The organism is Kineococcus aridisoli (assembly GCF_050871885.1).
Lineage (GTDB): Bacteria > Actinomycetota > Actinomycetes > Actinomycetales > Kineococcaceae > Kineococcus.
Map to the genome: position 1 here is coordinate 64,056 of NZ_JBJLSF010000010.1, position 19,756 is coordinate 83,811.

19 protein-coding genes, 1 tRNA gene and 1 riboswitch are annotated in these 19,756 nt (G+C 76.1%); of the genes, 16 read left to right on the forward strand and 4 right to left on the reverse strand.

Translation table 11 applies throughout. The annotated features are described in order from the left end of the window. Positions 1-74: 74 nt before the first annotated feature. Positions 75-200 (reverse strand): hypothetical protein, encoded by a 126-nt coding sequence (locus ACRYM2_RS04895; RefSeq protein WP_432520315.1) that lies wholly within the window; start codon positions 198-200, stop codon positions 75-77. 7 nt (positions 201-207) lie between these two features. Continuing rightward, a riboswitch (SAM riboswitch) is annotated at positions 208-300 on the reverse strand. Positions 301-685: 385 nt separating this feature from the next. Between ACRYM2_RS04895 and ACRYM2_RS04900 the strand changes: the two genes are divergently transcribed. The 7 genes from ACRYM2_RS04900 to ACRYM2_RS04930 all read left to right on the forward strand — a co-directional run bounded on the left by ACRYM2_RS04900 (position 686) and on the right by ACRYM2_RS04930 (position 9,333). Further along, positions 686-3,949, forward strand: a complete 3,264-nt coding sequence (locus tag ACRYM2_RS04900; RefSeq protein ID WP_432520317.1) for an Rne/Rng family ribonuclease — start codon at positions 686-688, stop codon at positions 3,947-3,949. 148 nt (positions 3,950-4,097) lie between these two features. After that, entirely contained in the window at positions 4,098-4,409 is a 312-nt protein-coding gene (gene rplU / locus ACRYM2_RS04905) for a 50S ribosomal protein L21 (RefSeq protein ID WP_432520319.1), read from the forward strand. A 9-nt stretch (positions 4,410-4,418) separates the two neighbouring features. Beyond that, positions 4,419-4,676, forward strand: a complete 258-nt coding sequence (gene rpmA, locus ACRYM2_RS04910; protein ID WP_166616108.1) for a 50S ribosomal protein L27 — start codon at positions 4,419-4,421, stop codon at positions 4,674-4,676. 125 nt (positions 4,677-4,801) lie between these two features. Beyond that, positions 4,802-6,379: a GTPase ObgE gene (obgE, locus tag ACRYM2_RS04915; protein WP_432520320.1), complete on the forward strand. Its 1,578-nt coding sequence runs from the start codon at positions 4,802-4,804 to the stop codon at positions 6,377-6,379. Continuing rightward, positions 6,376-7,524: a glutamate 5-kinase gene (proB, locus tag ACRYM2_RS04920; RefSeq protein WP_432520322.1), complete on the forward strand. Its 1,149-nt coding sequence runs from the start codon at positions 6,376-6,378 to the stop codon at positions 7,522-7,524. The genes obgE and proB overlap by 4 nt, the downstream gene beginning before the upstream one ends. 41 nt (positions 7,525-7,565) lie before the next feature. Next, positions 7,566-7,967 carry a DUF8830 family protein gene (locus ACRYM2_RS04925; protein WP_432520324.1) on the forward strand — a complete coding sequence of 134 codons (402 nt, stop codon included), beginning with the start codon at positions 7,566-7,568 and terminating at the stop codon, positions 7,965-7,967. A gap of 52 nt (positions 7,968-8,019) precedes the next feature. After that, on the forward strand, positions 8,020-9,333 hold the full coding sequence (locus ACRYM2_RS04930) for a glutamate-5-semialdehyde dehydrogenase (RefSeq protein WP_432520325.1): 1,314 nt from the start codon (positions 8,020-8,022) through the stop codon (positions 9,331-9,333). Here ACRYM2_RS04930 and ACRYM2_RS04935 read toward each other — a convergent pair. Further along, positions 9,318-10,340 carry a glycosyltransferase family 2 protein gene (locus ACRYM2_RS04935; RefSeq protein ID WP_432520326.1) on the reverse strand — a complete coding sequence of 341 codons (1,023 nt, stop codon included), beginning with the start codon at positions 10,338-10,340 and terminating at the stop codon, positions 9,318-9,320. The genes ACRYM2_RS04930 and ACRYM2_RS04935 overlap by 16 nt on opposite strands. 89 nt (positions 10,341-10,429) lie before the next feature. Here ACRYM2_RS04935 and ACRYM2_RS04940 point away from each other — a divergent pair, with 89 nt between their 5' ends. The 5 genes from ACRYM2_RS04940 to ACRYM2_RS04960 all read left to right on the forward strand — a co-directional run bounded on the left by ACRYM2_RS04940 (position 10,430) and on the right by ACRYM2_RS04960 (position 12,514). Then, positions 10,430-10,588 carry a hypothetical protein gene (locus ACRYM2_RS04940; RefSeq protein WP_432520328.1) on the forward strand — a complete coding sequence of 53 codons (159 nt, stop codon included), beginning with the start codon at positions 10,430-10,432 and terminating at the stop codon, positions 10,586-10,588. Positions 10,589-10,599: 11 nt separating this feature from the next. Continuing rightward, positions 10,600-11,280 carry a nicotinate-nucleotide adenylyltransferase gene (gene nadD, locus ACRYM2_RS04945; protein ID WP_432520329.1) on the forward strand — a complete coding sequence of 227 codons (681 nt, stop codon included), beginning with the start codon at positions 10,600-10,602 and terminating at the stop codon, positions 11,278-11,280. A gap of 45 nt (positions 11,281-11,325) precedes the next feature. Further along, positions 11,326-11,709: a ribosome silencing factor gene (gene rsfS / locus ACRYM2_RS04950; protein ID WP_432520330.1), complete on the forward strand. Its 384-nt coding sequence runs from the start codon at positions 11,326-11,328 to the stop codon at positions 11,707-11,709. Beyond that, a complete protein-coding gene (locus tag ACRYM2_RS04955; RefSeq protein WP_432520331.1) occupies positions 11,706-12,338 on the forward strand; it encodes a histidine phosphatase family protein in 633 nt (210 codons plus the stop codon). Before rsfS ends, ACRYM2_RS04955 begins: the two co-directional genes overlap by 4 nt. Before the next feature lie 103 nt (positions 12,339-12,441). After that, positions 12,442-12,514, forward strand: a tRNA-Ala gene (locus ACRYM2_RS04960). A 73-nt stretch (positions 12,515-12,587) separates the two neighbouring features. Here ACRYM2_RS04960 and ACRYM2_RS04965 read toward each other — a convergent pair. Together ACRYM2_RS04965 and ACRYM2_RS04970 are read right to left on the reverse strand one after the other, a co-directional pair. Beyond that, complete coding sequence (locus ACRYM2_RS04965; protein ID WP_432520332.1) at positions 12,588-13,484, reverse strand: serine hydrolase; 897 nt, start codon at positions 13,482-13,484, stop codon at positions 12,588-12,590. A gap of 122 nt (positions 13,485-13,606) precedes the next feature. Further along, positions 13,607-14,632 carry an LLM class flavin-dependent oxidoreductase gene (locus ACRYM2_RS04970; protein ID WP_432520334.1) on the reverse strand — a complete coding sequence of 342 codons (1,026 nt, stop codon included), beginning with the start codon at positions 14,630-14,632 and terminating at the stop codon, positions 13,607-13,609. Between the two features lie 56 nt (positions 14,633-14,688). On the opposite strand from ACRYM2_RS04970, the gene ACRYM2_RS04975 reads away from it, so the two are divergent. The 4 genes from ACRYM2_RS04975 to ACRYM2_RS04990 all read left to right on the forward strand — a co-directional run bounded on the left by ACRYM2_RS04975 (position 14,689) and on the right by ACRYM2_RS04990 (position 19,690). After that, on the forward strand, positions 14,689-15,507 hold the full coding sequence (locus tag ACRYM2_RS04975; RefSeq protein ID WP_432520336.1) for a shikimate 5-dehydrogenase: 819 nt from the start codon (positions 14,689-14,691) through the stop codon (positions 15,505-15,507). Between the two features lie 88 nt (positions 15,508-15,595). Further along, a complete protein-coding gene (locus ACRYM2_RS04980; RefSeq protein ID WP_432520337.1) occupies positions 15,596-16,462 on the forward strand; it encodes a diguanylate cyclase domain-containing protein in 867 nt (288 codons plus the stop codon). A 163-nt stretch (positions 16,463-16,625) separates the two neighbouring features. Then, positions 16,626-19,151 (forward strand): leucine--tRNA ligase, encoded by a 2,526-nt coding sequence (gene leuS / locus ACRYM2_RS04985; protein ID WP_432520339.1) that lies wholly within the window; start codon positions 16,626-16,628, stop codon positions 19,149-19,151. A gap of 5 nt (positions 19,152-19,156) precedes the next feature. Then, on the forward strand, positions 19,157-19,690 hold the full coding sequence (locus tag ACRYM2_RS04990; protein ID WP_432520341.1) for a GNAT family N-acetyltransferase: 534 nt from the start codon (positions 19,157-19,159) through the stop codon (positions 19,688-19,690). The last annotated feature ends 66 nt before the right edge of the window (positions 19,691-19,756 follow it).

The window sequence follows — 19,756 nt, forward strand, 5'->3', positions numbered from 1 at the left end:
GGACGCGCGGGGTCCGTCGAGGGGGGTGCGCGCTGCGCGCGGGGGAGGGGTGGGGCGGGGACGCCGGGTGGCCGTCAGGCCAGGCCGAGCGGCGTCCCCCGGCGCGCGCTGGTGCGCGCCGGCGCCGCGGGACAGGCCGAGGCCGTGCACCGGGACAGGTCGACGTGGTGGCGCCGGGTGAGCAGGGTGCTGCGGATCACTTCGTGTCCTCCATCGCCCCTGGCGGGAGCACCTGCCGCACGCGTGCGGTGGTTGCTGTGGCGTCGTCGAGCCAGGTCTCTCGGCCACTCTGGATGGTGTTGCCGCGAGCGTAGCGGACACCGCCCGCCTCGCGGGAGGGGATCGCCGGGATCGGTGCGCCGCCGCCGCCGGAGGGGCTGTGAGACACTGCCCGTGGTCGAGCGTTCCCAACACCGGGCGCCCGGCCCGCCGTCGAGACCGCCGCCCACCGCGCGGGCTCCGGGCAGCGCCGCGGTCCAGTGGAAGGACCTCGCAGGCGCCCCGGACCACGTCGGGGACGACGACCGCCGGCGGCACGAGCGGGTCGACGCCACGCGCGGACCCGCTGGTGCACCGAGGACTTCCGTCGGGTGCGGGCCGACCCACCCGGCGAATCCGACGAGGACGCTCGCGCGGCCACGGGGTTCACCGGTGGAGTGGCCGCAGCGAGCCCAACGGAGCACCCGTGACGACCACACCTGAAGACAACGGCGCCGCAGCGGCCGGCGAGACCACCCCGGCGGCGCGCCCGCGCCGCCGCCGCGCCGCCAGCCGCCCCGCCGGACCGCCGGCCCCCCTGGAGCCGGTGGCGATCGAGCCCACCCCGGCCACCGCTCCCGCGGTGCCCGTCACCACCACCGCGGACCCCGCCGCCACCGCTGCGGGTGCGGGCACCGACGAGGTCGCGGCCCCGGCGCCCCAGGAGGTCCCGGAGGTGCCGACGGCGGCGCCCGCGCAGGCCACCGCCCCCGCCGCCGAGGTCGAGGCCGCTCCGGAGGCCGCAGCGCCGCGCCGCCGGACCCGCCGCGCCACCCGCAAGACGGCGACGCCCGCCGAGACCTCCGCCGAGACCTCCGCCGAGACCCCCGTCGTGGAGGCGGCCGAGGTCCCGCGCGAGGAGCCGGTCGAGGCCGCGGCGGTGCAGGTCGCCGCCGAGCAGGCCGTCGAGCAGCCCGTGGGCGAGGTCGCCGGGGCGAGCGTCGAGCAGACCGTGCCCGCCGCTCCGGCCGCGCCCGCCCGCCGGCGCCGCAGCCGGGCCAAGGCCGCGGCTCCCGCGCAGGCGCCCGCCGTCGACCAGGTGGTCGCGATCGCCGCCGACGCCCCCGTCGAGGACGCCCCCGTCGAGCCGCCCGCGCCCGAGCAGGTCGCGCCCGAGCAGGCCCCCACCGCCGAGCCGGTCGCCGAGCCGGTCGCCGAGCCGGTCGCCGAGCCGGTCGCCGAGCCGGTCGCCGCGGCCGACGACGACCTCATGGACGACCCGGTGCTGCTGCGCGCGGCGGGCTTCGCCCGCACCGGGCGCCGGCCCACCGAGGCCGAGCGCGCCGCCGACGCCGCCGCGCGCGCCACCGCGGTCTTCTTCCAGGCCCCGGACGCCGAGGCGCCCGCCCGGCGCCGTCGCCGCGCCTCCGCACCCGCCGGACCGCCGCCCAGCGCGGACGTCGACCAGGCCGCCGACGAGGACGCCGACCTCCTCGCCACCGGTGCGCCGGACGCGCCGGTCCGCCGCTCCGCCACCCGCCCGGTCGCCGACGTGGCGCCCGAGCGCGACCTGGACGACGAGGGCGACGACGTCGACGACCTCGAGGAGGCCTCCGAGGCCGACGACGAGGCCGCGGACGCCTTCGGGCGCGACGAGGAGGAGCCCGGCTCCCCGCGCCGGCGCCGCCGCCGCGGTGGTCGCGGCCGCCGCGGGCGCACCCGCGACGAGGACGCGCAGGACGGCGACGAGGACGAGGGCGAGGAGGAGCCCGAGCCCGTCGACGCCGACGCCGACGCCGACGCGGGCGAGGAGGACGCCGAGGGCGCCGACGACACCGACGACGAGGCCGAGGGCTCCTCGGGCTCCTCGCGCCGGCGCCGCCGCCGCCGTCGCCGCTCGGGCGCCGGGGAGGGCGAGGAGCCGTCGCCGGACGACCCGCCGAACACGGTCGTGCGGGTCCGCGAGCCGCGCCGCGGGCGCAGCACGAGCACCGGCACCGGCGAGGACGAGATCACCGCGCTCAAGGGCTCCACGCGCCTGGAGGCCAAGAAGCAGCGCCGCCGCGAGGGCCGCGAGGCCGGCCGCAAGCGCGCCATCCTCACCGAGGCCGAGTTCCTCGCCCGCCGCGAGAGCGTCGAGCGCGTCATGGTCGTGCGCCAGCAGGACGACCGCACGCAGATCGGCGTGCTCGAGGACGGCATCCTCGTCGAGCACTACGGCGCCCGGCGCACGCAGACGACGATGGTCGGCAACGTCTACCTCGGCCGCGTCCAGAACGTGCTGCCCAGCATGGAGGCCGCGTTCGTCGACGTTGGCAAGGGCCGCAACGCCGTCCTGTATGCCGGCGAGGTCAACTGGGACGCCGCCGGGCTGGAGGGCCAGCCGCGGCGCATCGAGGTCGCGCTGAAGTCCGGCGACCCCGTCCTCGTGCAGGTCACCAAGGACCCCGTGGGCCACAAGGGGGCCCGGCTCACCAGCCAGGTCTCGCTGCCCGGCCGCTACCTCGTCTACGTCCCGCGCGGGTCGATGACGGGCATCTCCCGCAAGCTGCCCGACACCGAGCGCGCACGGCTGAAGAAGGTCCTCAAGAAGGTCGTCCCCGAGGGCGCCGGCGTCATCGTGCGCACGGCCGCGGAGGGCGTCTCCGAGGAGGAGCTCGCCGCCGACGTGCAGCGCCTGCAGGCGACGTGGGAGGCGATCCAGGCCAAGGCCTCGAGCAAGAACGCGCCGGTGCTGCTGCACGGCGAGCCGGACCTCACCGTGCGCGTCGTCCGCGACGTCTTCAACGAGGACTTCACCAAGCTCGTCATCTCCGGCGACGAGGCGTGGGAGACCGTGCACGGCTACGTCGGCGACGTCGCCCCGGACCTCGCCGACCGCCTGGAGCGGTGGAGCGGGCCGGAGGACGTCTTCGCCCACCACCGCGTCGACGAGCAGCTGCAGAAGGCCCTCGGCCGCAAGGTGTGGCTGCCCTCGGGCGGCTCGCTGGTCATCGACCCCACCGAGGCGATGCACGTCATCGACGTCAACACCGGCAAGTTCACCGGTGCGGGCGGCACGCTCGAGGAGACGGTGACGCGCAACAACCTCGAGGCCGCGGAGGAGATCGTCCGCCAGCTGCGGCTGCGCGACATCGGCGGGATCATCGTCATCGACTTCATCGACATGGTCCTGGAGTCCAACCGCGACCTCGTGCTGCGCCGGCTCGTGGAGTGCCTGGGCCGCGACCGCACCAAGCACCAGGTGGCCGAGGTGACCTCGCTGGGCCTGGTGCAGATGACCCGCAAGCGCACCGGCCAGGGGCTGGCCGCCGTGCTCGAGGAGCTCGAGGAGGCCGGTGAGCCCGCCTCCGCGGCCTCCGGCGGCTCCGCGGGTGCCAACGGCTCGGCGGGTGCCGGCTCCAGCGGCGGCTCGAACGGTGCCGGCTCCAACGGCGGCTCGAACGGTGCCGGCTCCAACGGCGGCTCCAACGGCGGCAAGTCCCGCTCGCGGCGCGGCCGCGGCCGGGACAAGGCCGTCGAGGAGGTCGTCGAGGCGCCCGCCGCCCCGGCGGCTGCCGTCAAGGAAGCGGCCAAGGACCCCGCCGTGCTGGCGGCCATCGCGGCCGTCGCCGCGGCCGGCCGCCGGGACAAGGAGACCGACGAGAGCGGTGCCGACGAGGCCCCGCGCCCGTCGGTGGCGGCCCTGGAGTCGGCGGTCGAGGCGGCCGCCCAGGCGGTCCACGGGGCCGTCGCGGTGGCCGAGGAGTGAACCGCGCCGGCTCCGGCCGGCCGGTCGTTTTGACCCCCGGGGCATGCGTTCCGTACGCTTGACCCCTGGTGCGCCATCGTGCGCGAGCCTCCGACTGCCCAGTCAGTCCGGTGGCGTTCCAGTTCGTGACGAGAGAAACGGGTTCGTTGTGGTGTACGCCATCGTCCGCGCCGGCGGCCGGCAGGAGAAGGTCTCGGTCGGCGACGTGCTGACCATCGACCGGGTTCCCGTGGCCAGCGGAGAAACCCTCCAGCTGCAGCCCCTGCTCCTCGTCGACGGCGAGACCGTCACCCACGACGCGTCTGCGCTCGCGGGTGTCAAGGTCACCGCCGAGGTGGTCGAGGAGGCCAAGGGCCCCAAGATCACGATCCTCAAGTACAAGAACAAGACCGGGTACCGCAAGCGCCAGGGTCACCGCGCGAAGCTGACCCGCGTCAAGATCACCAGCATCGGGGAGTGACGTCAGCTCATGGCACACAAGAAGGGCGCGAGCTCCTCGCGCAACGGTCGTGACTCCGCGGCGCAGCGCCTCGGTGTGAAGCGCTTCGGCGGTCAGGTCGTCAGCGCGGGCGAGATCCTCGTCCGCCAGCGCGGCACCCACTTCCACCCCGGTGCGGGTGTGGGCCGCGGCGGCGACGACACGCTGTTCGCGCTGGTCCCGGGCGCCGTCGAGTTCGGCACCCGTCGTGGCCGCAAGGTCGTCAACATCGTCGCTGCAGGCGAGTGACGACGCACCAGTCGTGATCGCGGAGGGGCGGGCCGGGCAACCGGTCCGCCCCTCCGCGCGTTCCACCCCGCTCCGGCCCTCCCGCGAGGAGGCCGGGGACCTGCCAGAGACTCGGAGAAGCCGTCATGTCCACCCACTTCGTGGACCGCGTTGTCCTGCACGTCGCCGGCGGTGACGGCGGCAACGGCTGCGCGTCGGTGCACCGCGAGAAGTTCAAGCCGCTCGGCGGGCCGGACGGCGGCAACGGCGGCCGCGGCGGCGACGTCGTCCTCGAGGTCGACCCCCAGGTCACCACCCTGCTGGAGCTGCACCGCCGCCCGCACCGCAGCGCGCCCGACGGCCGCTTCGGCATGGGCTCGCACCGCAACGGCGCCGAGGGCGAGGACCTGGTCATCGGCGTGCCCGACGGCACGATCGTGCGCTCGGCCACCGGCGAGCTGCTGGCGGACATGGTCGGCGCCGGCACCCGCTACATCGCCGCGGCGGGCGGCCGCGGCGGGTTGGGCAACGCCGCCCTGGCCTCCCCCCGCCGCAAGGCCCCCGGCTTCGCGCTGCTGGGCGAGCCCGGTGACGCCCGCGACGTCGTCCTGGAGCTGAAGACCCTCGCCGACGTCGCGCTCGTCGGCTTCCCCAGCGCCGGCAAGTCCAGCCTCGTCGCGGCGATGTCCGCGGCCCGGCCGAAGATCGCCGACTACCCGTTCACGACCCTCGTGCCCAACCTGGGGGTCGTGGAGGCCGGGGACACCCGCTTCACCGTCGCCGACGTGCCCGGGCTCATCCCCGGCGCCAGCGAGGGGCGCGGGCTCGGCCTGGACTTCCTGCGCCACGTCGAGCGCTGCGTGGCGCTCGTGCACGTGCTCGACGGCGCGAACCTGGAGAGCGACCGCGACCCGGTCAGCGACCTGGAGGCCATCGAGAAGGAGCTGGCCGCCTACCCCGTCGACGAGGGCACCGTGCCGCTGCAGGAGCGCCCGCGCATCATCGCCATCAACAAGGCGGACGTGCCCGACGCCCAGGAGATGGCCGAGATCGTCCGCGCCGACCTGGAGCGGCGGGGCGACCCCGTCCTCGTCGTCTCGGCGGCCTCGCACGCGGGTCTGCGCGAGCTGGCCTTCGCCATGGCCGAGCTCGTGCGGGCGGCCCGCGCCGCGGCGCCCGAGGCCGTGCCCACCCGCGTCGTGCTCAACCCGCCCGCCGTCGACGAGACCGGCTTCGCGGTGACGCGCGAGGAGTACGGCGACGTCGAGGACCGCCGGGTCCGCTTCCGGGTGCGCGGGGAGAAGCCGCGCCGCTGGGTGCGCCAGACCGACTTCACCAACGACGAGGCCGTCGGCTACCTCGCCGACCGGCTCGCCCGGCTGGGCGTGGAGGACGAGCTGTTCAAGGCCGGCGCCACCCCCGGGGCCGAGGTCGTCATCGGCGACGACGCCAACGCCGTCGTCTTCGACTGGGAGCCCACGATGGTCTCCGGCGCCGAGGTGCTCGGCCAGCGCGGCAGCGACCTGCGCCTGGAGGACCACTCGCGCCCCACCCGCGCCACCAAGCGCGAGCACGAGCGCGAGCGCCGCGCCGCCAAGGCGGCCGCGCGCGAGGAGCTGGAGGTCGAGCGCCGCGCCGGGCACTGGACCGCCGACGACGAGCCCGGGGCCCCGGTCGAGCGCACGTCCGTCGGCGCCGCCGACGAGGAGCTCCCCGAACGGTGAGCACCCCTGCGGCGGTGGCCCGGCGCGAGGAGCTGCGCCGGGCCGACCGCGTCGTCGTCAAGGTCGGCTCCTCGTCGCTGACGACCGCCGCCGGCGGGCTGGACGCCTCGCGGCTGGACGCGCTCGTGGACGTCCTCGCCGCGCGGCGCGCCGCCGGCGGGCAGGTCGTCCTCGTCTCCTCCGGCGCCATCGCCGCCGGGCTGGCGCCGCTGGGGCTGCCCAAGCGCCCGCGCGACCTGGCCAGCCAGCAGGCCGCGGCGAGCGTGGGGCAGGGGCTGCTGCTGGCCGAGTACGCCCGGGCCTTCGCCCACGCGGGGCTGACCGTCGGGCAGGTCCTGCTGACGGCCGAGGACGTCGTGCGCCGCACCCACTACGGCAACGCCCAGCGCACCCTGGAGCGGCTGCTGGGCCTGGGCGTCGTGCCGGTGGTCAACGAGAACGACACCGTGGCCACCCACGAGATCCGCTTCGGCGACAACGACCGCCTCGCCGCGCTGGTGGCGCACCTCGTGCGCGCCGACGCGCTGGTGCTGCTCTCCGACGTCGACGCCCTCTACGACGCGCCTCCCTCGCGGCCGGGCGCGCAGCGGCTGCGCACCGTGCGCGGGCCGGAGGACCTCGCCGGGGTGAGCATCGGGGCGGCCGGTGCCGCGGGCGTGGGCACCGGCGGGATGGCGACGAAGGTGGAGGCCGCCTCGATCGCGGTGGCCGCCGGGGTGCCGGCGCTGGTCACCTCCGCGGCGCTGGCGGCGCAGGCGCTCGACGGCGCCGACGTGGGGACCTGGTTCCCGGTGCCGGCCGCGCGCCGGGCCCGCCGCAGCACCCGGCAGCTGTGGCTGGCGCACGCCGCCGCCCCCGCCGGGCGCCTCGTGCTCGACGACGGCGCCGTGCGCGCGGTGCGCCAGGGCCGCTCGTCGCTGCTGCCCGCGGGCGTGACCGGCGTGACCGGGCGCTTCCGCGCGGGTGACCCCGTGGACCTCGTGGACCGAAACGGCCACGCGCTGGCCCGCGGGCTGGTGAACTACTCCTCGGAGGAACTGCCGGACATGCTCGGCCGGTCGACGCGCGAGCTCGCCCGGCAGTGGGGTCCGGCCTACGAGCGCGAGGTGGTCCACCGCGACCACCTGGTGCTCCTGGGGCGCTGAGCCCCTCCAGCAGCGAGCAGCGTCGAGCCGGGGAGCCGGGTGTGGTGGAGCCGTCGTTGCCGCTGTGGTCGGTGACGCTGACGGTCGCCGGTGAGGCGGTCGAGGTCGAGGAGCTGCGGGCGGCGCTGGACCGGCTGCTGGACGAGCACCCGTTCCTCTCCAGCGTGCGCTACTCCGCCACCCGCGTGGAGCTGCGCTACTGGGACGAGGCGCGCGACGTCGACGACGCCGCCGCGATGGCCCTGCGGCTGTGGCCGGAGCACCGCAGCCGCACCGGGCTGCCGCCGTGGTCGGTGGTGGGCGTGGAGGTCGTCGACCGCACCACCGTCGAGCACCGGGTCGCCCAGCAGAGCGCCCAGCAGGGCGCCCGGCGCCGTCCGCACGCCGGCGCGCGGCCGCGCACCCGCTCGCTGGACCTCATCGGCGACATCGCCCCCTGGTGAGCGCGGGGGAACGCGGGTGAGGACCGGGGCCCCCGCGTCCTACCCTGTCCCCATGACCCTCGAGGCACCCGCGCTCGACGCCGCCGCCCCCGCCGCCCCCTCCCTGGAGGAGGCCGTCCTCGCGGTCTGCCGCCGCGCCAAGGCCGCCTCGCGACCGCTGCGGGTGGCCACGCGGGCCGCCAAGGACGCCGCGCTGCTCGCCGTCGCCGACGCCCTCGTGGCCGCCACCGAGCGCATCGTCGCGGCCAACGAGGAGGACCTGGCCCGCGGCCGGGCGCAGGGCACCTCCCCGCACCTGCTGGACCGGCTGCGCCTGGACCCGCCGCGGGTGGCCGCCGTGGCCGCCGCCGTGCGCGAGGTCGCCGCCCAGCCCGACCCGGTCGGGGAGGTCGTGCGCGGCTCGACGCTGCCCAACGGCCTGCGGCTGCGCCAGCTGCGGGTGCCGATGGGCGTGCTCGGCGTCGTCTACGAGGCCCGCCCCAACGTCACCGTCGACGTCGCGGTCCTCGCCCTCAAGAGCGGCAACGCCGTCGTGCTGCGCGGCGGGTCCGCCGCCGCCTCCACCAACACGGTGCTCGTGCAGGTGCTGCGCGCGGCCCTGGAGTCCGCGGGCCTGCCCGCCGACGCCGTCACGAGCATCGACGAGCACGGCCGCGACGGCGTGGGCGTGCTGCTCACCGCCCGCGGGCTCGTGGACCTGCTCGTGCCCCGCGGCGGCGCCGAGCTCATCCAGCGCGTGGTGCGCGAGGCGACCGTGCCGGTCATCGAGACGGGCGTGGGCAACTGCCACGTCTACGTCGACGCCTCCGCGGACCTGCGCCAGGCCGTCGACGTCGTCCTCAACGCCAAGACGTCGCGGCCCAGCGTGTGCAACGCCGCCGAGACCGTCCTGGTGCACTCCGCGCTCGCGGCCGACTTCCTGCCGACGCTGCTGAGCGCCCTGCACGGTGCGGGGGTGGTGCTGCACGCCGACGCCGCGTCGCGCGCGGCGGCCGAGGCGGCGGGGGTGCCCTCGGTCGCGGTGACCGACGCGGACTGGGCCGCGGAGTATCACGGCCTGGAGATCGCCGTCGGGGTCGTGGACTCCGTCGAGCAGGCCGTCGAGCACATCGCCCGCTGGTCCTCCGGGCACACCGAGGCGGTGCTGGCCACCGACGTGCGGGTCGCCGAGCACTTCTGCGCCGCCGTCGACTCCGCCGTCGTCGCGGTCAACGCCTCGACGCGCTTCACCGACGGCGGGGAGTTCGGCCTGGGCGCCGAGGTGGGCATCTCGACGCAGAAGCTGCACGCGCGCGGGCCCATGGGCCTGTCGGAGCTGACGACGACGACCTGGCAGGTCCTCGGCGACGGTCACGTGCGCCTCTGAGGCCCCTCCCGGGGCTCCTCGCCCCCCGGCGGGCCCTCCTCGAGGCTGTCGCCGGCGACCAGGTACGCCGGCCGCCCCTGCAGCTGCACGTAGAGGCGGCCGACGTACTCGCCGAGCACCCCCAGGCACAGCAGCTGCAGGGTGCCCACCCCGGCCACCACGGCCAGGGTCGAGGTCCAGCCCGGCACCGTGGAGCCGGCCGCGAACGAGACCAGCGCGTACACCAGCAGCAGCGTCGTCAGCGCGGCGCCGCCGAGGCCGAAGAACGTCGCCAGCCGCAGCGGGGCGGTGGAGGAGCCGGTGATGGCGTCCACCGACAGCCGCAGCATCCGCACCAGCGGGTACTTGGTGCGGCCGGCCCCGCGGGCCTCGCGCACGTACCCCACCCGGGCGGAGGCGAAGCCGAGCTCGGGCACCACCAGCCGCAGCACCCGGTGCTGCTCGGGCAGGCCCAGGACGGTGTCCACGACGACCCGGCTGGTGAAGCGGTAGTCACCGGCCTGCGCGGGGGCGGTGCCGCCCAGGGCGCGCACGAGGCGGTAGAAGGCCGCCGCGGTCAGCCGCTTGAGCCGGCTGTCGACGGAGCGGTCCTCGCGCACGGCGTAGACGACGTCGGCGCCGTCGCGGGCCGCGGCCAGCAGCCGCGGCAGCAGCTCCGGCGGGTCCTGCACGTCGGCGTCCATCGTCACGACGCCGTCGCGGCCGCGGGCGCGGGCCAGGCCCGCCGACAGCGCCGCCTGGTGGCCGGCGTTGGTGCGCAGCCGCACCACGCGCAGCTGCGGCCAGTCGCGGCGCAGGCGCGCCAGGACGACGGGGGTGGCGTCGGTGCTGCCGTCGTCGACGACGAGGACCTCGTAGCCGGCCAGCCCGCGCGCCAGGAGGTCGTCGAGCACGGGACGCAGCCGGGCGGCGAAGGAGGGCAGCACCTCGGCCTCGTCGTAGGCGGGCACGACGACGGACAGGGCGGGCCGGTCCTCGGCCCGGGGCGGGTCGGGGCGGGCGGACACGCGGTGATCCTCTCGCACACCCGCGCGGCCGGTCGCCGGGCGGCGTGCGAGGATGAGGGACGAGTGCCCGCCCGACCTGGAGGATCCCCATGCTGCACGCGCTCGTCGCGCAAGCCGCTCAGCAGACCGAGGAGCACGGCGTCGAGCTGCCCATGCCCCCGGTCGCGTTCGGCATCGTCGCGCTCTGCATCCTGCTCGCCATGCTCCTGGTGACCTGGGCGTTCAAGAACTCCGGCTCCCGCCACTGACCTCCTCCGCCGTGCCACCCGAGACAGCTCCCTCCTCGCCGGCGGCAGCCCCCGGTCCGGGGGGGCGCCGCCCGAGGCTCGGGGTCATGGGCGGCACGTTCGACCCCATCCACCACGGGCACCTGGTGGCCGCCAGCGAGGTCGCGGCGCGCTTCGAGCTCGACGAGGTCGTGTTCGTGCCGACCGGCCGGCCGTGGCAGAAGTCGCGCCGCGACATCACCCCGGCCGAGCACCGCTACCTCATGACCGTCATCGCGACGGCCTCCAACCCGCGCTTCACCGTCTCGCGCATCGACATCGAGCGCGGCGGGTTCACCTACACGATCGACACCCTGCGCGAGCTGCGCGACCTGCGGCCCGAGGCGGACCTGTTCTTCATCACGGGCGCCGACGCCCTCGCGCAGATCCTGCAGTGGAAGGACGTCGCGGAGCTGTGGTCGCTGGCCCACTTCGTGGGCGTCAGCCGCCCCGGGCACGCGCTGAGCGACGACGGCCTGCCGATGGACGGGGTCAGCCTGCTGGAGGTGCCGGCGCTGTCGATCTCCTCCACCGACTGCCGCACGCGCGTCGCCGACGGCCTGCCCGTGTGGTACCTCGTGCCCGACGGCGTCGTGCAGCACATCAGCAAGCACCGCCTCTACACCCGGGCCGCCCGGACCGAGCCCGCCGCCGTGGGAGAATCGCAGGACTGACCGAACCCCCGCGCCGCTGCCGGCCGGGGCCGACCGAGGAGTTCCGTGCCCGCATCCGAGCGATCCCTCGAGCTGGTGACCAGCGCAGCGGCCGCCGCGATGGACAAGCTCGCCACCGACGTCATCGCGCTCGACGTGTCCGACCAGCTGTTCATCACCGACGCCTTCCTGCTCGCCTCCGCGCCCAACGAGCGCCAGGTCCGGGCCATCGCCGAGGCGGTCGAGGAGAAGCTGCTGCCCCTGGGCGCCAAGCCCGTGCGCCGCGAGGGCGAGCGCGAGGGCCGCTGGGTCCTGCTCGACTTCGTCGACGTCGTCGTCCACGTCCAGCACGCCGAGGAGCGCGAGTACTACGCCCTCGAGCGGCTGTGGAAGGACTGCCCGCCCATCGAGCTGCCGGTGCCGGCGACGGCTCCCGACAGCCAGGCGTGACGGCCTCGACCCTCGTCCTCTGGCGGCACGGGCGCACCCCGTTCAACGCCGAGAACCGCTTCCAGGGCCAGCTCGACGTCCCCCTGGACGAGGTCGGGCGCGCCCAGGCGCGGGAGGCGGCCGCGCACCTGGCCGCGCTCGGCGTGGACGTGCTCGTCGCCTCCGACCTCTCGCGCGCCGCGGACACCGCGGCCGCCCTCACGGCGCTCAGCGGTGTGCCCGCGCAGCTGGACCCCGCTCTGCGCGAGGTCGACGCCGGGCGCTGGCAGGGGCTGCTGCACCACGAGATCACCGCGCAGTGGCCGCAGGAGTACGCGGCCTGGCGGCGCGGGGAGGACCTGCGCATCGGCGGCGGTGAGACGCGCGCCGAGGTGGCCGAGCGCACCGCCGCGGCCGTGCAGCGCCACGCCGAGGCCGTCGACGACGGCGGCACCCTCGTCGTCGCCTCGCACGGGGCGGCGCTGAAGGCGGCGCTGCTGCGCCTGCTCGGCCTCCCCGTCACCGCCGGCGGCGCCTTCGCCGGTTTCCGCAACGCCCGCTGGGCGGTGCTGCGCAGGCGGGCGGAGGGCTGGTCGCTGGCGGAGTACAACGCCGGGCCGGCCGGTGCGGGTGTGGGCGCCGAGGGCTGAGGCGCCTCGTGCGAACCCCCGCCGCGGGGGTCGTCACGAGCACCGCGCGGAGTGCGGTAGTGTTGTCCTCGTTGCCGGGCGGGAACGCCAGGGTGACGAGCAAGGGGCTGTGGCGCAGCTGGTAGCGCACCTCCATGGCATGGAGGGGGTCAGGGGTTCGAATCCCCTCAGCTCCACCTCGACGAAGGGCCCGGACATCCGTCCGGGCCCTTCGTGCGTCCCGGGCGGAGCCCCCCGGGTCGGGGTGCCTCAGCCGCCCTCCAGCAGCTGCAGGACGCTCGCCACCGCCGCGCGCGCCGTCCGCGCCGATCCCCGCGTCGACGGCTGCCCGCTGCGCGTGAGCGCGCTGACGAGGACGGTGCGGGCCCCGCGCTGCGCCAGGCCCACCACGGCCGCGCTGCCGTACCAGCCGGTGGCCGCCGCGTGGGTGAAGCACCACCCGCCCGGCAGCGGCGCGGTGGGCAGCCACGAGCGCAGCAGCGGGCGCGCGGGGGCGGGCAGCGCGGTGCCGACGAGGACCCGGCCGTAGCCGCGGGCCAGCGCCGTCGCGCTGGTCACGTCGCGCGGTTCCCACGGCTGCCCGCCGCTGCTGGCCGGCGCCCAGCGGTCCAGGCGGGTCGTGCGGTCGCCCAGCTCGCGGCAGGAGCGGGTGAACCCGCGCGGGCCGCCGACGAGCCCCAGCAGCAGGTTGGCGGCGGTGGCGTCGGCCCGCCGCAGCGCGGCGTCGCACAGCTGCCCGACGCTCATGCCCTCGGACAGGTGCCAGCAGCAGACGGGGGAGCCGTCGACGAGGTCGTCGGGGGAGAAGCGCAGGTGCCGGCGCAGGACCGCCGGTCCGCCGGTGCGCAGCAGCTGCGCCGCCACCAGCCCCGCGTGCAGGGACAGCAGCGGGCGCGGCACGTCGGGGCGGTGGGCCAGCCGGGCGCCGGTGCGCAGGTCCAGCGCCCACGCGCTCGCACCGCACGCCCGCAGCGCCGGCAGGCCGGTGGCGGGGTGCGGGGACGGCGCCGGGCCGAGGGCGCGGGGGACCGCCGCGGCGGCGAGCGCGCCGGCCAGCAGGGTGCGGCGGGCCGGGGAGCGGGCCGGGGAGCGCGGCGCGGCCGCGCCACCGGGTGCGGCGTCCTCGAGCGCTGCGCTGTCGCCCACGTCGGCCTCCTGCGGCACGGGCCGGGACCAGGAGCACCAGGGTGCTCCCGTCCCGGCCCGCTCGCCAGCCCCGCGGCCCCCTCGCCGCCGCGCCGCCCGGGCGCGGTGCGCCCGGCTCGTGCTCAGGCGCTGCGGCTCCAGCCGACGGCCGGGGCCACGTGCTCGACGATCGAGCGCATGAGGTGGGTGTTGTAGTCCACGCCCAGGGCGTTGGGGATCGTCACCAGCAGGGTGTCGGCCTCGCGCACGGCGGCGTCCTTGGACAGCTGCTCGGCGACGACGTCGGGGTCGCCGGCGTAGGTCTTGCCGAAGCGGGCCAGGCCCGGCTCGCCGAGGGAGCCCACGGTGTCGGTGGAGCTGCGCTCGCGGCCGAAGTAGGCCTCGTCGAGGTCGTTGACGATGGGCATGACGCTGCGGCTGACGGAGACGCGGGGCTCGCGCTGCCAGCCGGAGTCCTTCCAGACCTGCCGGTAGAGCGCGATCTGCTCGGCCTGCAGCTCGTCGAAGGGCACGCCGGTGTCCTCGGTGAGCAGGGTGGAGCTCATGAGGTTCATGCCCTGCTCGGCGACCCAGCGGGCGGTCGCGCGGGTCCCGGAGCCCCACCAGATCCGCTCGGCCAGCCCGGGCGACTGCGGCAGCACCGGCAGCAGGACCGAGCGGCCGGTCGTCCGCGGGTCGGACTCGGCCACGCCCACCCCGGCGATCGCGCGGCGGAAGACGTCGGTGTGGCGGCGGGCCATGTCCGCCTCGCTCTCGCCCTCGGCGGGCACGTGCCCGAAGGTCGCCGGGCCGTGCAGGGCGGGCTCGGGTGAGCCGCGGCTGACGCCGAGCTGCAGGCGGCCGCCGGAGAGCAGGTCGGTCTGCGCGGCCTCCTCGGCCATGTGCAGGGGGTTCTCGTAGCGCATGTCGATGACGCCGGTGCCCAGCTCGATGCGGCTGGTGCGGGCGGCCATCGCCGCCAGCACGGGGAAGGGGGCCGCCTGCTGGCGGGCGAAGTGGTGCACCCGCACGTAGGCGCCGTCGAAGCCGAGCTCCTCGGCGGCCACCGCGAGCTCGACGGTCTGCACGAGCGCGTCGCGCGCCGTGCGCGCGGCCGAGCCGGGAACCGGCTGGTAGTGGCCGAAGGAGAGGAACCCGATGCGCTTCACGGTTCTTTGAACGGTCAAGCTCTCAGGGGTGTTCCCGCACGCGGCAGGATGGGCGGGTGATCTCCAAGGACACCCAGCTGTGCATCTCGCTGTCGGGGCGCCCGAGCAACCTCGGCACCCGCTTCCACAACTTCCTCTACGCCGAGCTCGGCCTCGACTACGTCTACAAGGCGTTCACGACGAACGACGTCGCCGCGGCCGTCGGCGGCATCCGGGCCCTGGGCATCCGCGGCGCCGGCATCTCCATGCCGTTCAAGGAGGCGGTCATCCCGCTCGTGGACGAGCTGCAGCCCTCGGCGGCGGCGATCCGGTCGGTCAACACCATCGTCAACACCGACGGGCACCTGCTGGCCTGCAACACCGACTACCTCGCCGTCGCGGGACTGATCGCCTCCCACGGCATCACCCCCGCCGGCACCACCGCCGTGCTGGGCAGCGGCGGCATGGCGAAGGCGTGCGTGGCGGCCCTGCGCGACAGCGGCTTCGGCGACCTGCTGGTCGTCGCCCGCAACGAGGCGGCCGGGCGCGCGCTCGCGCAGGCCTACGGCGCCCGCTGGCTGCCCGCCCTGGGCGAGCAGCGCCCGGCGCTGCTCGTCAACGCCACCCCGGTCGGCATGGCCGGCGGTCCCGCCGCGGACGAGCTGCCCGTCGCGCCGGAGGTCGTGCAGGCCGCCGCAGCGGTCCTGGAGGTCGTCGCCGTCCCCGAGGACACCCCGCTGGTCCGGCTGGCCCGCCGCACCGGCGCCGAGGTCGTCACCGGCACCGAGGTGGCCGCGCTGCAGGCCGCCGAGCAGTTCAGCCTCTACACCGGGGTGAGGCCCACCGCGGACCAGGTGCGGCGGGCGGGGGAGTTCTCCCGCCTGCCCGTCGGCTGACCCGGCGACCGACCCGTCGGCCGGCCCTCGGGCCGCATCACCCGCTCGACGCATCCAGCCGGCCCCGCGGCGTGCCGAGCACGTCGGGGTGAGCGATGCGTCCCGAGCCCAGCCGGTCCACCCTCCCCGCCGCGCGGGCAGCGGGCGGTCCTCCCGGCCGTGGCTCGCGGCCGTCGCCGGGGTGCTCGCCCTCGCGGCCGTCGGCGCGGCGGTCACCGCCGCGCTGGCCTCCGCGACCGCGGCGCTGGCGGTCGCGCTCGCCGGGGCGCTGCTGCTGGTGGTCCTGCTGGCGGCGGCGCTGGCCGCGGCCGCCCGCGCCCACCGCGAGGCCGAGGACGCCGTCGAGTCGCTGCTGCTGGCGCTGGAGGCCGCGCGCGACGAGAGCGTCAGCGACGAGGCCACCGGGCTGCTGAACCGCCGCGGGCTGCTGCTGGTGGGCCGTCAGGTGCTGGAGTCCGCGCGCCGCTCCGGCGGTGCGGTGCACGCCTGCGTCGTGGAGGTCACCCCGGCGGTGCAGCTGGGCGGTCCCGCCCCGGGCTCGCAGGAGCTGCGCGAGCAGCGCGAGCACCGCGAGGCCGCCGTCGCGGCCGCGCTGCGGGGGGCCACCCGCACCTCCGACGTCGTGGCGCGCGACGACGAGGGCCGCTTCCTCGTGCTGGGGCCGGGTGCCGGCCTGCACGCGCAGGAGCTGGAGCGCCGCGTGCGCGTCGGCCTGGCCCAGCACCGCCTGCAGGACCGGGCGCAGGGCGAGGGCGGGGAGCGCTCGGCGCGGATGGCCGTCGAGGTCGGGGCGGCCGTGCTCGCGCCCTGGGACGAGGGGCAGGTCGCCGACCTGCTGGTGCGGGCCGAGCAGGCCCTGGCGCAGCGGCGGGCGCTGCGCCGCAGCACGCCCGTGCACGGCTGGGGACGGCGCCGCAGCGACCGCTCCGCGCGCCCCGAGCGCCCGGGCGCCTGAGCGCGCGCCCGCCGCGCGGTAGGCTGGGCAGGTGCTGACCCGCCGACTTCCCGGACGGCGCTGAGCTGCTGCGCATGCGCAGGTGCCGGCGCCGCGACCCCTCCTGAGCGAGGGGTCTTTCCACGTCTGCGGGCGGGACGCACGAGTGCACCGGGAGGACGAGATGACGCAGACCGACGCCGGGACCAGCCCGCGCGAGGAGCAGGACGAGCAGCGCTACGACGCGTTCGCGCTGCAGGACAAGTGGCTGCCGGTCTGGGACGAGCTGAAGCCGTTCAAGAGCGGTGCGCCGGGCGATCCGCGCCCGAAGAAGTACGTGCTCGACATGTTCCCGTACCCCTCCGGCGACCTGCACATGGGTCACGCCGAGGCGTACGCGCTCGGTGACGTCATCGCGCGCTACTGGGTGCAGCGCGGCTTCGACGTCATGCACCCCATCGGCTGGGACGCCTTCGGCCTGCCGGCCGAGAACGCGGCCATCAAGCGCGGCCTGGACCCGCGCGGGTGGACCTACGACAACATCGCCCAGCAACGGGCCTCGATGCGCCGCTACGCGTGCTCCTTCGACTGGGACCGCGTGCTGCACACCTCCGACCCCGAGTACTACAAGTGGAACCAGTGGCTGTTCCTGAAGCTCTACGAGCGCGGCCTGGCCTACCGCAAGGACTCGCTGGTCAACTGGGACCCGGTCGACCAGACGGTGCTGGCCAACGAGCAGGTCCTGCCCGACGGCACCTCCGAGCGCTCCGGCGCGAAGGTCGTCAAGAAGAAGCTGACCCAGTGGTACTTCCGGATCACCGAGTACGCCGACCGGCTGCTGGACGACCTGGACGCCCTGGAGGGCGCCTGGCCCGCCAAGGTCATCAGCATGCAGCGCAACTGGATCGGGCGCTCCACCGGCGCCGAGGTCGAGTTCGCCATCGAGGGCCGCGACGAGCCGGTCACCGTCTACACCACGCGCCCGGACACCCTGCACGGTGCGACGTTCATGGTCGTCGCCGCCGACTCCGACCTGGCCGAGGAGCTGGCGGCCGGAGCCGACGAGGACGTGCGCGCGGCGTTCGCGGAGTACCGCACCCGGGTGCAGGAGACCTCCGACATCGACCGGCTGTCCTCGGAGCGGGAGAAGACGGGCGTGCCGCTGGGGCGCTCCGCGGTCAACCCCGTCAACGGCGAGCTGCTGCCGATCTGGGCGGCCGACTACGTCCTGGCCGACTACGGCACCGGCGCCATCATGGCCGTCCCCGCCCACGACCAGCGCGACCTGGACTTCGCCCGCACCTTCGGGCTGCCGGTGCGCGTGGTCGTCGACGTCCGCGACGAGGACGGCGAGCCGCTGCCGGACCCGGCGACCTCGGGCACGGCGACCGCCGGCGACGGCGTCCTGGTGAACTCCGGGGAGCTGGACGGGCTGGACAAGGCGGCGGGCATCGCCAAGGCGGTCGAGCTGCTGCAGGCGGCCGGCAAGGGCCGGCCGGCGAAGAACTACCGGCTGCGCGACTGGCTCATCTCCCGCCAGCGCTACTGGGGCACCCCGATCCCGATCGTGCACACCGAGACCGGTGAGGTCCCGGTCCCCGAGGACCAGCTGCCGGTGCTGCTGCCGCCGAGCGAGGGGCTGAACCTCACGCCCAAGGGCACCTCGCCGCTGGGTGCCGCCGAGGACTGGGTCAACGTGCCCAGCCCGGTCGACGGCTCCCCGGCCCGGCGCGACCCGGACACGATGGACACCTTCGTCGACTCGTCCTGGTACTACCTGCGCTTCGTCTCCCCGCGGGACGACACGCAGCCCTTCGACAAGGACCTCATCGCGCAGTGGGGCCCCATCGACCAGTACGTCGGCGGCGTGACCCACGCGATCCTGCACCTGCTGTACGCGCGGTTCATCACCAAGGTGCTGCACGACATGGGGTACCTGCCCTTCGACGAGCCGTTCGCGCGGCTGCTGAACCAGGGCATGGTCCTCATGGACGGCTCGGCGATGAGCAAGTCCAAGGGCAACATCGTCCGGCTGTCCGAGCAGCTGGAGGAGCACGGCGTCGACGCGGTGCGCCTGACGATGTCGTTCGCCGGCCCGCCGGAGGACGACATCGACTGGGCCGACGTCTCGCCGTCGGGGTCGGCGAAGTTCCTCGGCCGCGCGTGGCGGCTGGCGCGGGACGTCACCTCGCAGCCCGGCGCCGACCCGGCCACCGGGGACGCCGCGCTGCGCGCCGTGACGCACCGCACGCTGCACGAGGTCTCCCAGCACGTCGAGGCGTACCGGTTCAACGTGGCCGTCGCCCGCGTCATGGAACTGGTGAACGCCACCCGCAAGGCGGTCGACGCGGGCCCCGGCCCGGCCGACCCCGCTGTGCGGGAGGCCGTCGAGGCGATCGCCGTCGTGCTGAGCCTGTTCGCGCCGTACGCGGCCGAGGACATGTGGTCGCTGCTGGGGCACGAGCCGTCCGTCGCGCGCGCCGGCTGGCCCGCGGTGGACGAGTCGCTGCTGGTGCAGGAGACCGTCACCTGCGTCGTGCAGGTGCAGGGCAAGGTCCGCGACCGCCTGGAGGTGTCCCCGGACATCACCCAGGACGCGCTGCGCGAGCTGGCCCTGGCCAGCGAGAAGGTGCAGCAGGCGATCGGCGGCCGCGAGCTGCGGACCGTCGTCGTGCGCGCTCCCAAGCTCGTCAACGTGGTCCCGGCCTGAAGCCCGTGCCGAGCGCCGCGGAGGGTTTCCGGATCGAGACCCCGCGCCTGCTGCTGCGGCGGTGGGCGGCGGGGGACCGGGAACCCTTCGCGGCGCTCAACGCCGACCCGGAGGTGATGCGCCACCTCCCCTCGGTGCTGGACCGGGAGGCCTCCGACGCGTTCGCCGACCGCTGCGACGCCGCCTTCGTGCAGTCCGCGGCGGCCGAGGCCGCCCCGTTCGGGTTGGCCGCGGTGGAGCGCCGCGAGGACGGGCGGTTCCTGGGGTTCGCGGGGTTGCACCGGCACCGCTGGTACCCCGACGACGTCGAGCTCGGCTACCGCCTGGCCCGGGACGCCTGGGGCCGCGGGTACGCCACCGAGGCGGGTGCGGCCTGGATCGCGCACGCCCGCGAGGCCGTGCGGTTGCCGCGGCTCATCACGATCGTGGCGCCCGGCAATGCGGCGAGCCTCGCGGTGGCCGCCAAGCTGGGCTTCCGCGAGGGCTGGCGCGCCGAGCGCGAGGACGTCGAGCACGTGGTCCTCGTCCTGGACCTGTGACCTCTCGCTGAACCCCCGCTGGACCCCGCCCGCCGCGGCCGACCACGTGCTCGGCCGCGGCGGGCG

Excerpts from the sequence above, each read along its gene's own strand:
- rpmA (WP_166616108.1), top strand. The coding sequence starts at position 4,419 with ATGGCACACAAGAAGGGCGCGAGCTCCTCGCGCAACGGTCGTGACTCC.
- obgE (WP_432520320.1), top strand. The coding sequence starts at position 4,802 with ATGTCCACCCACTTCGTGGACCGCGTTGTCCTGCACGTCGCCGGCGGT.
- ACRYM2_RS04930 (WP_432520325.1), top strand. The coding sequence starts at position 8,020 with ATGACCCTCGAGGCACCCGCGCTCGACGCCGCCGCCCCCGCCGCCCCC.
- ACRYM2_RS04940 (WP_432520328.1), top strand. The coding sequence starts at position 10,430 with ATGCTGCACGCGCTCGTCGCGCAAGCCGCTCAGCAGACCGAGGAGCAC.
- leuS (WP_432520339.1), top strand. The coding sequence starts at position 16,626 with ATGACGCAGACCGACGCCGGGACCAGCCCGCGCGAGGAGCAGGACGAG.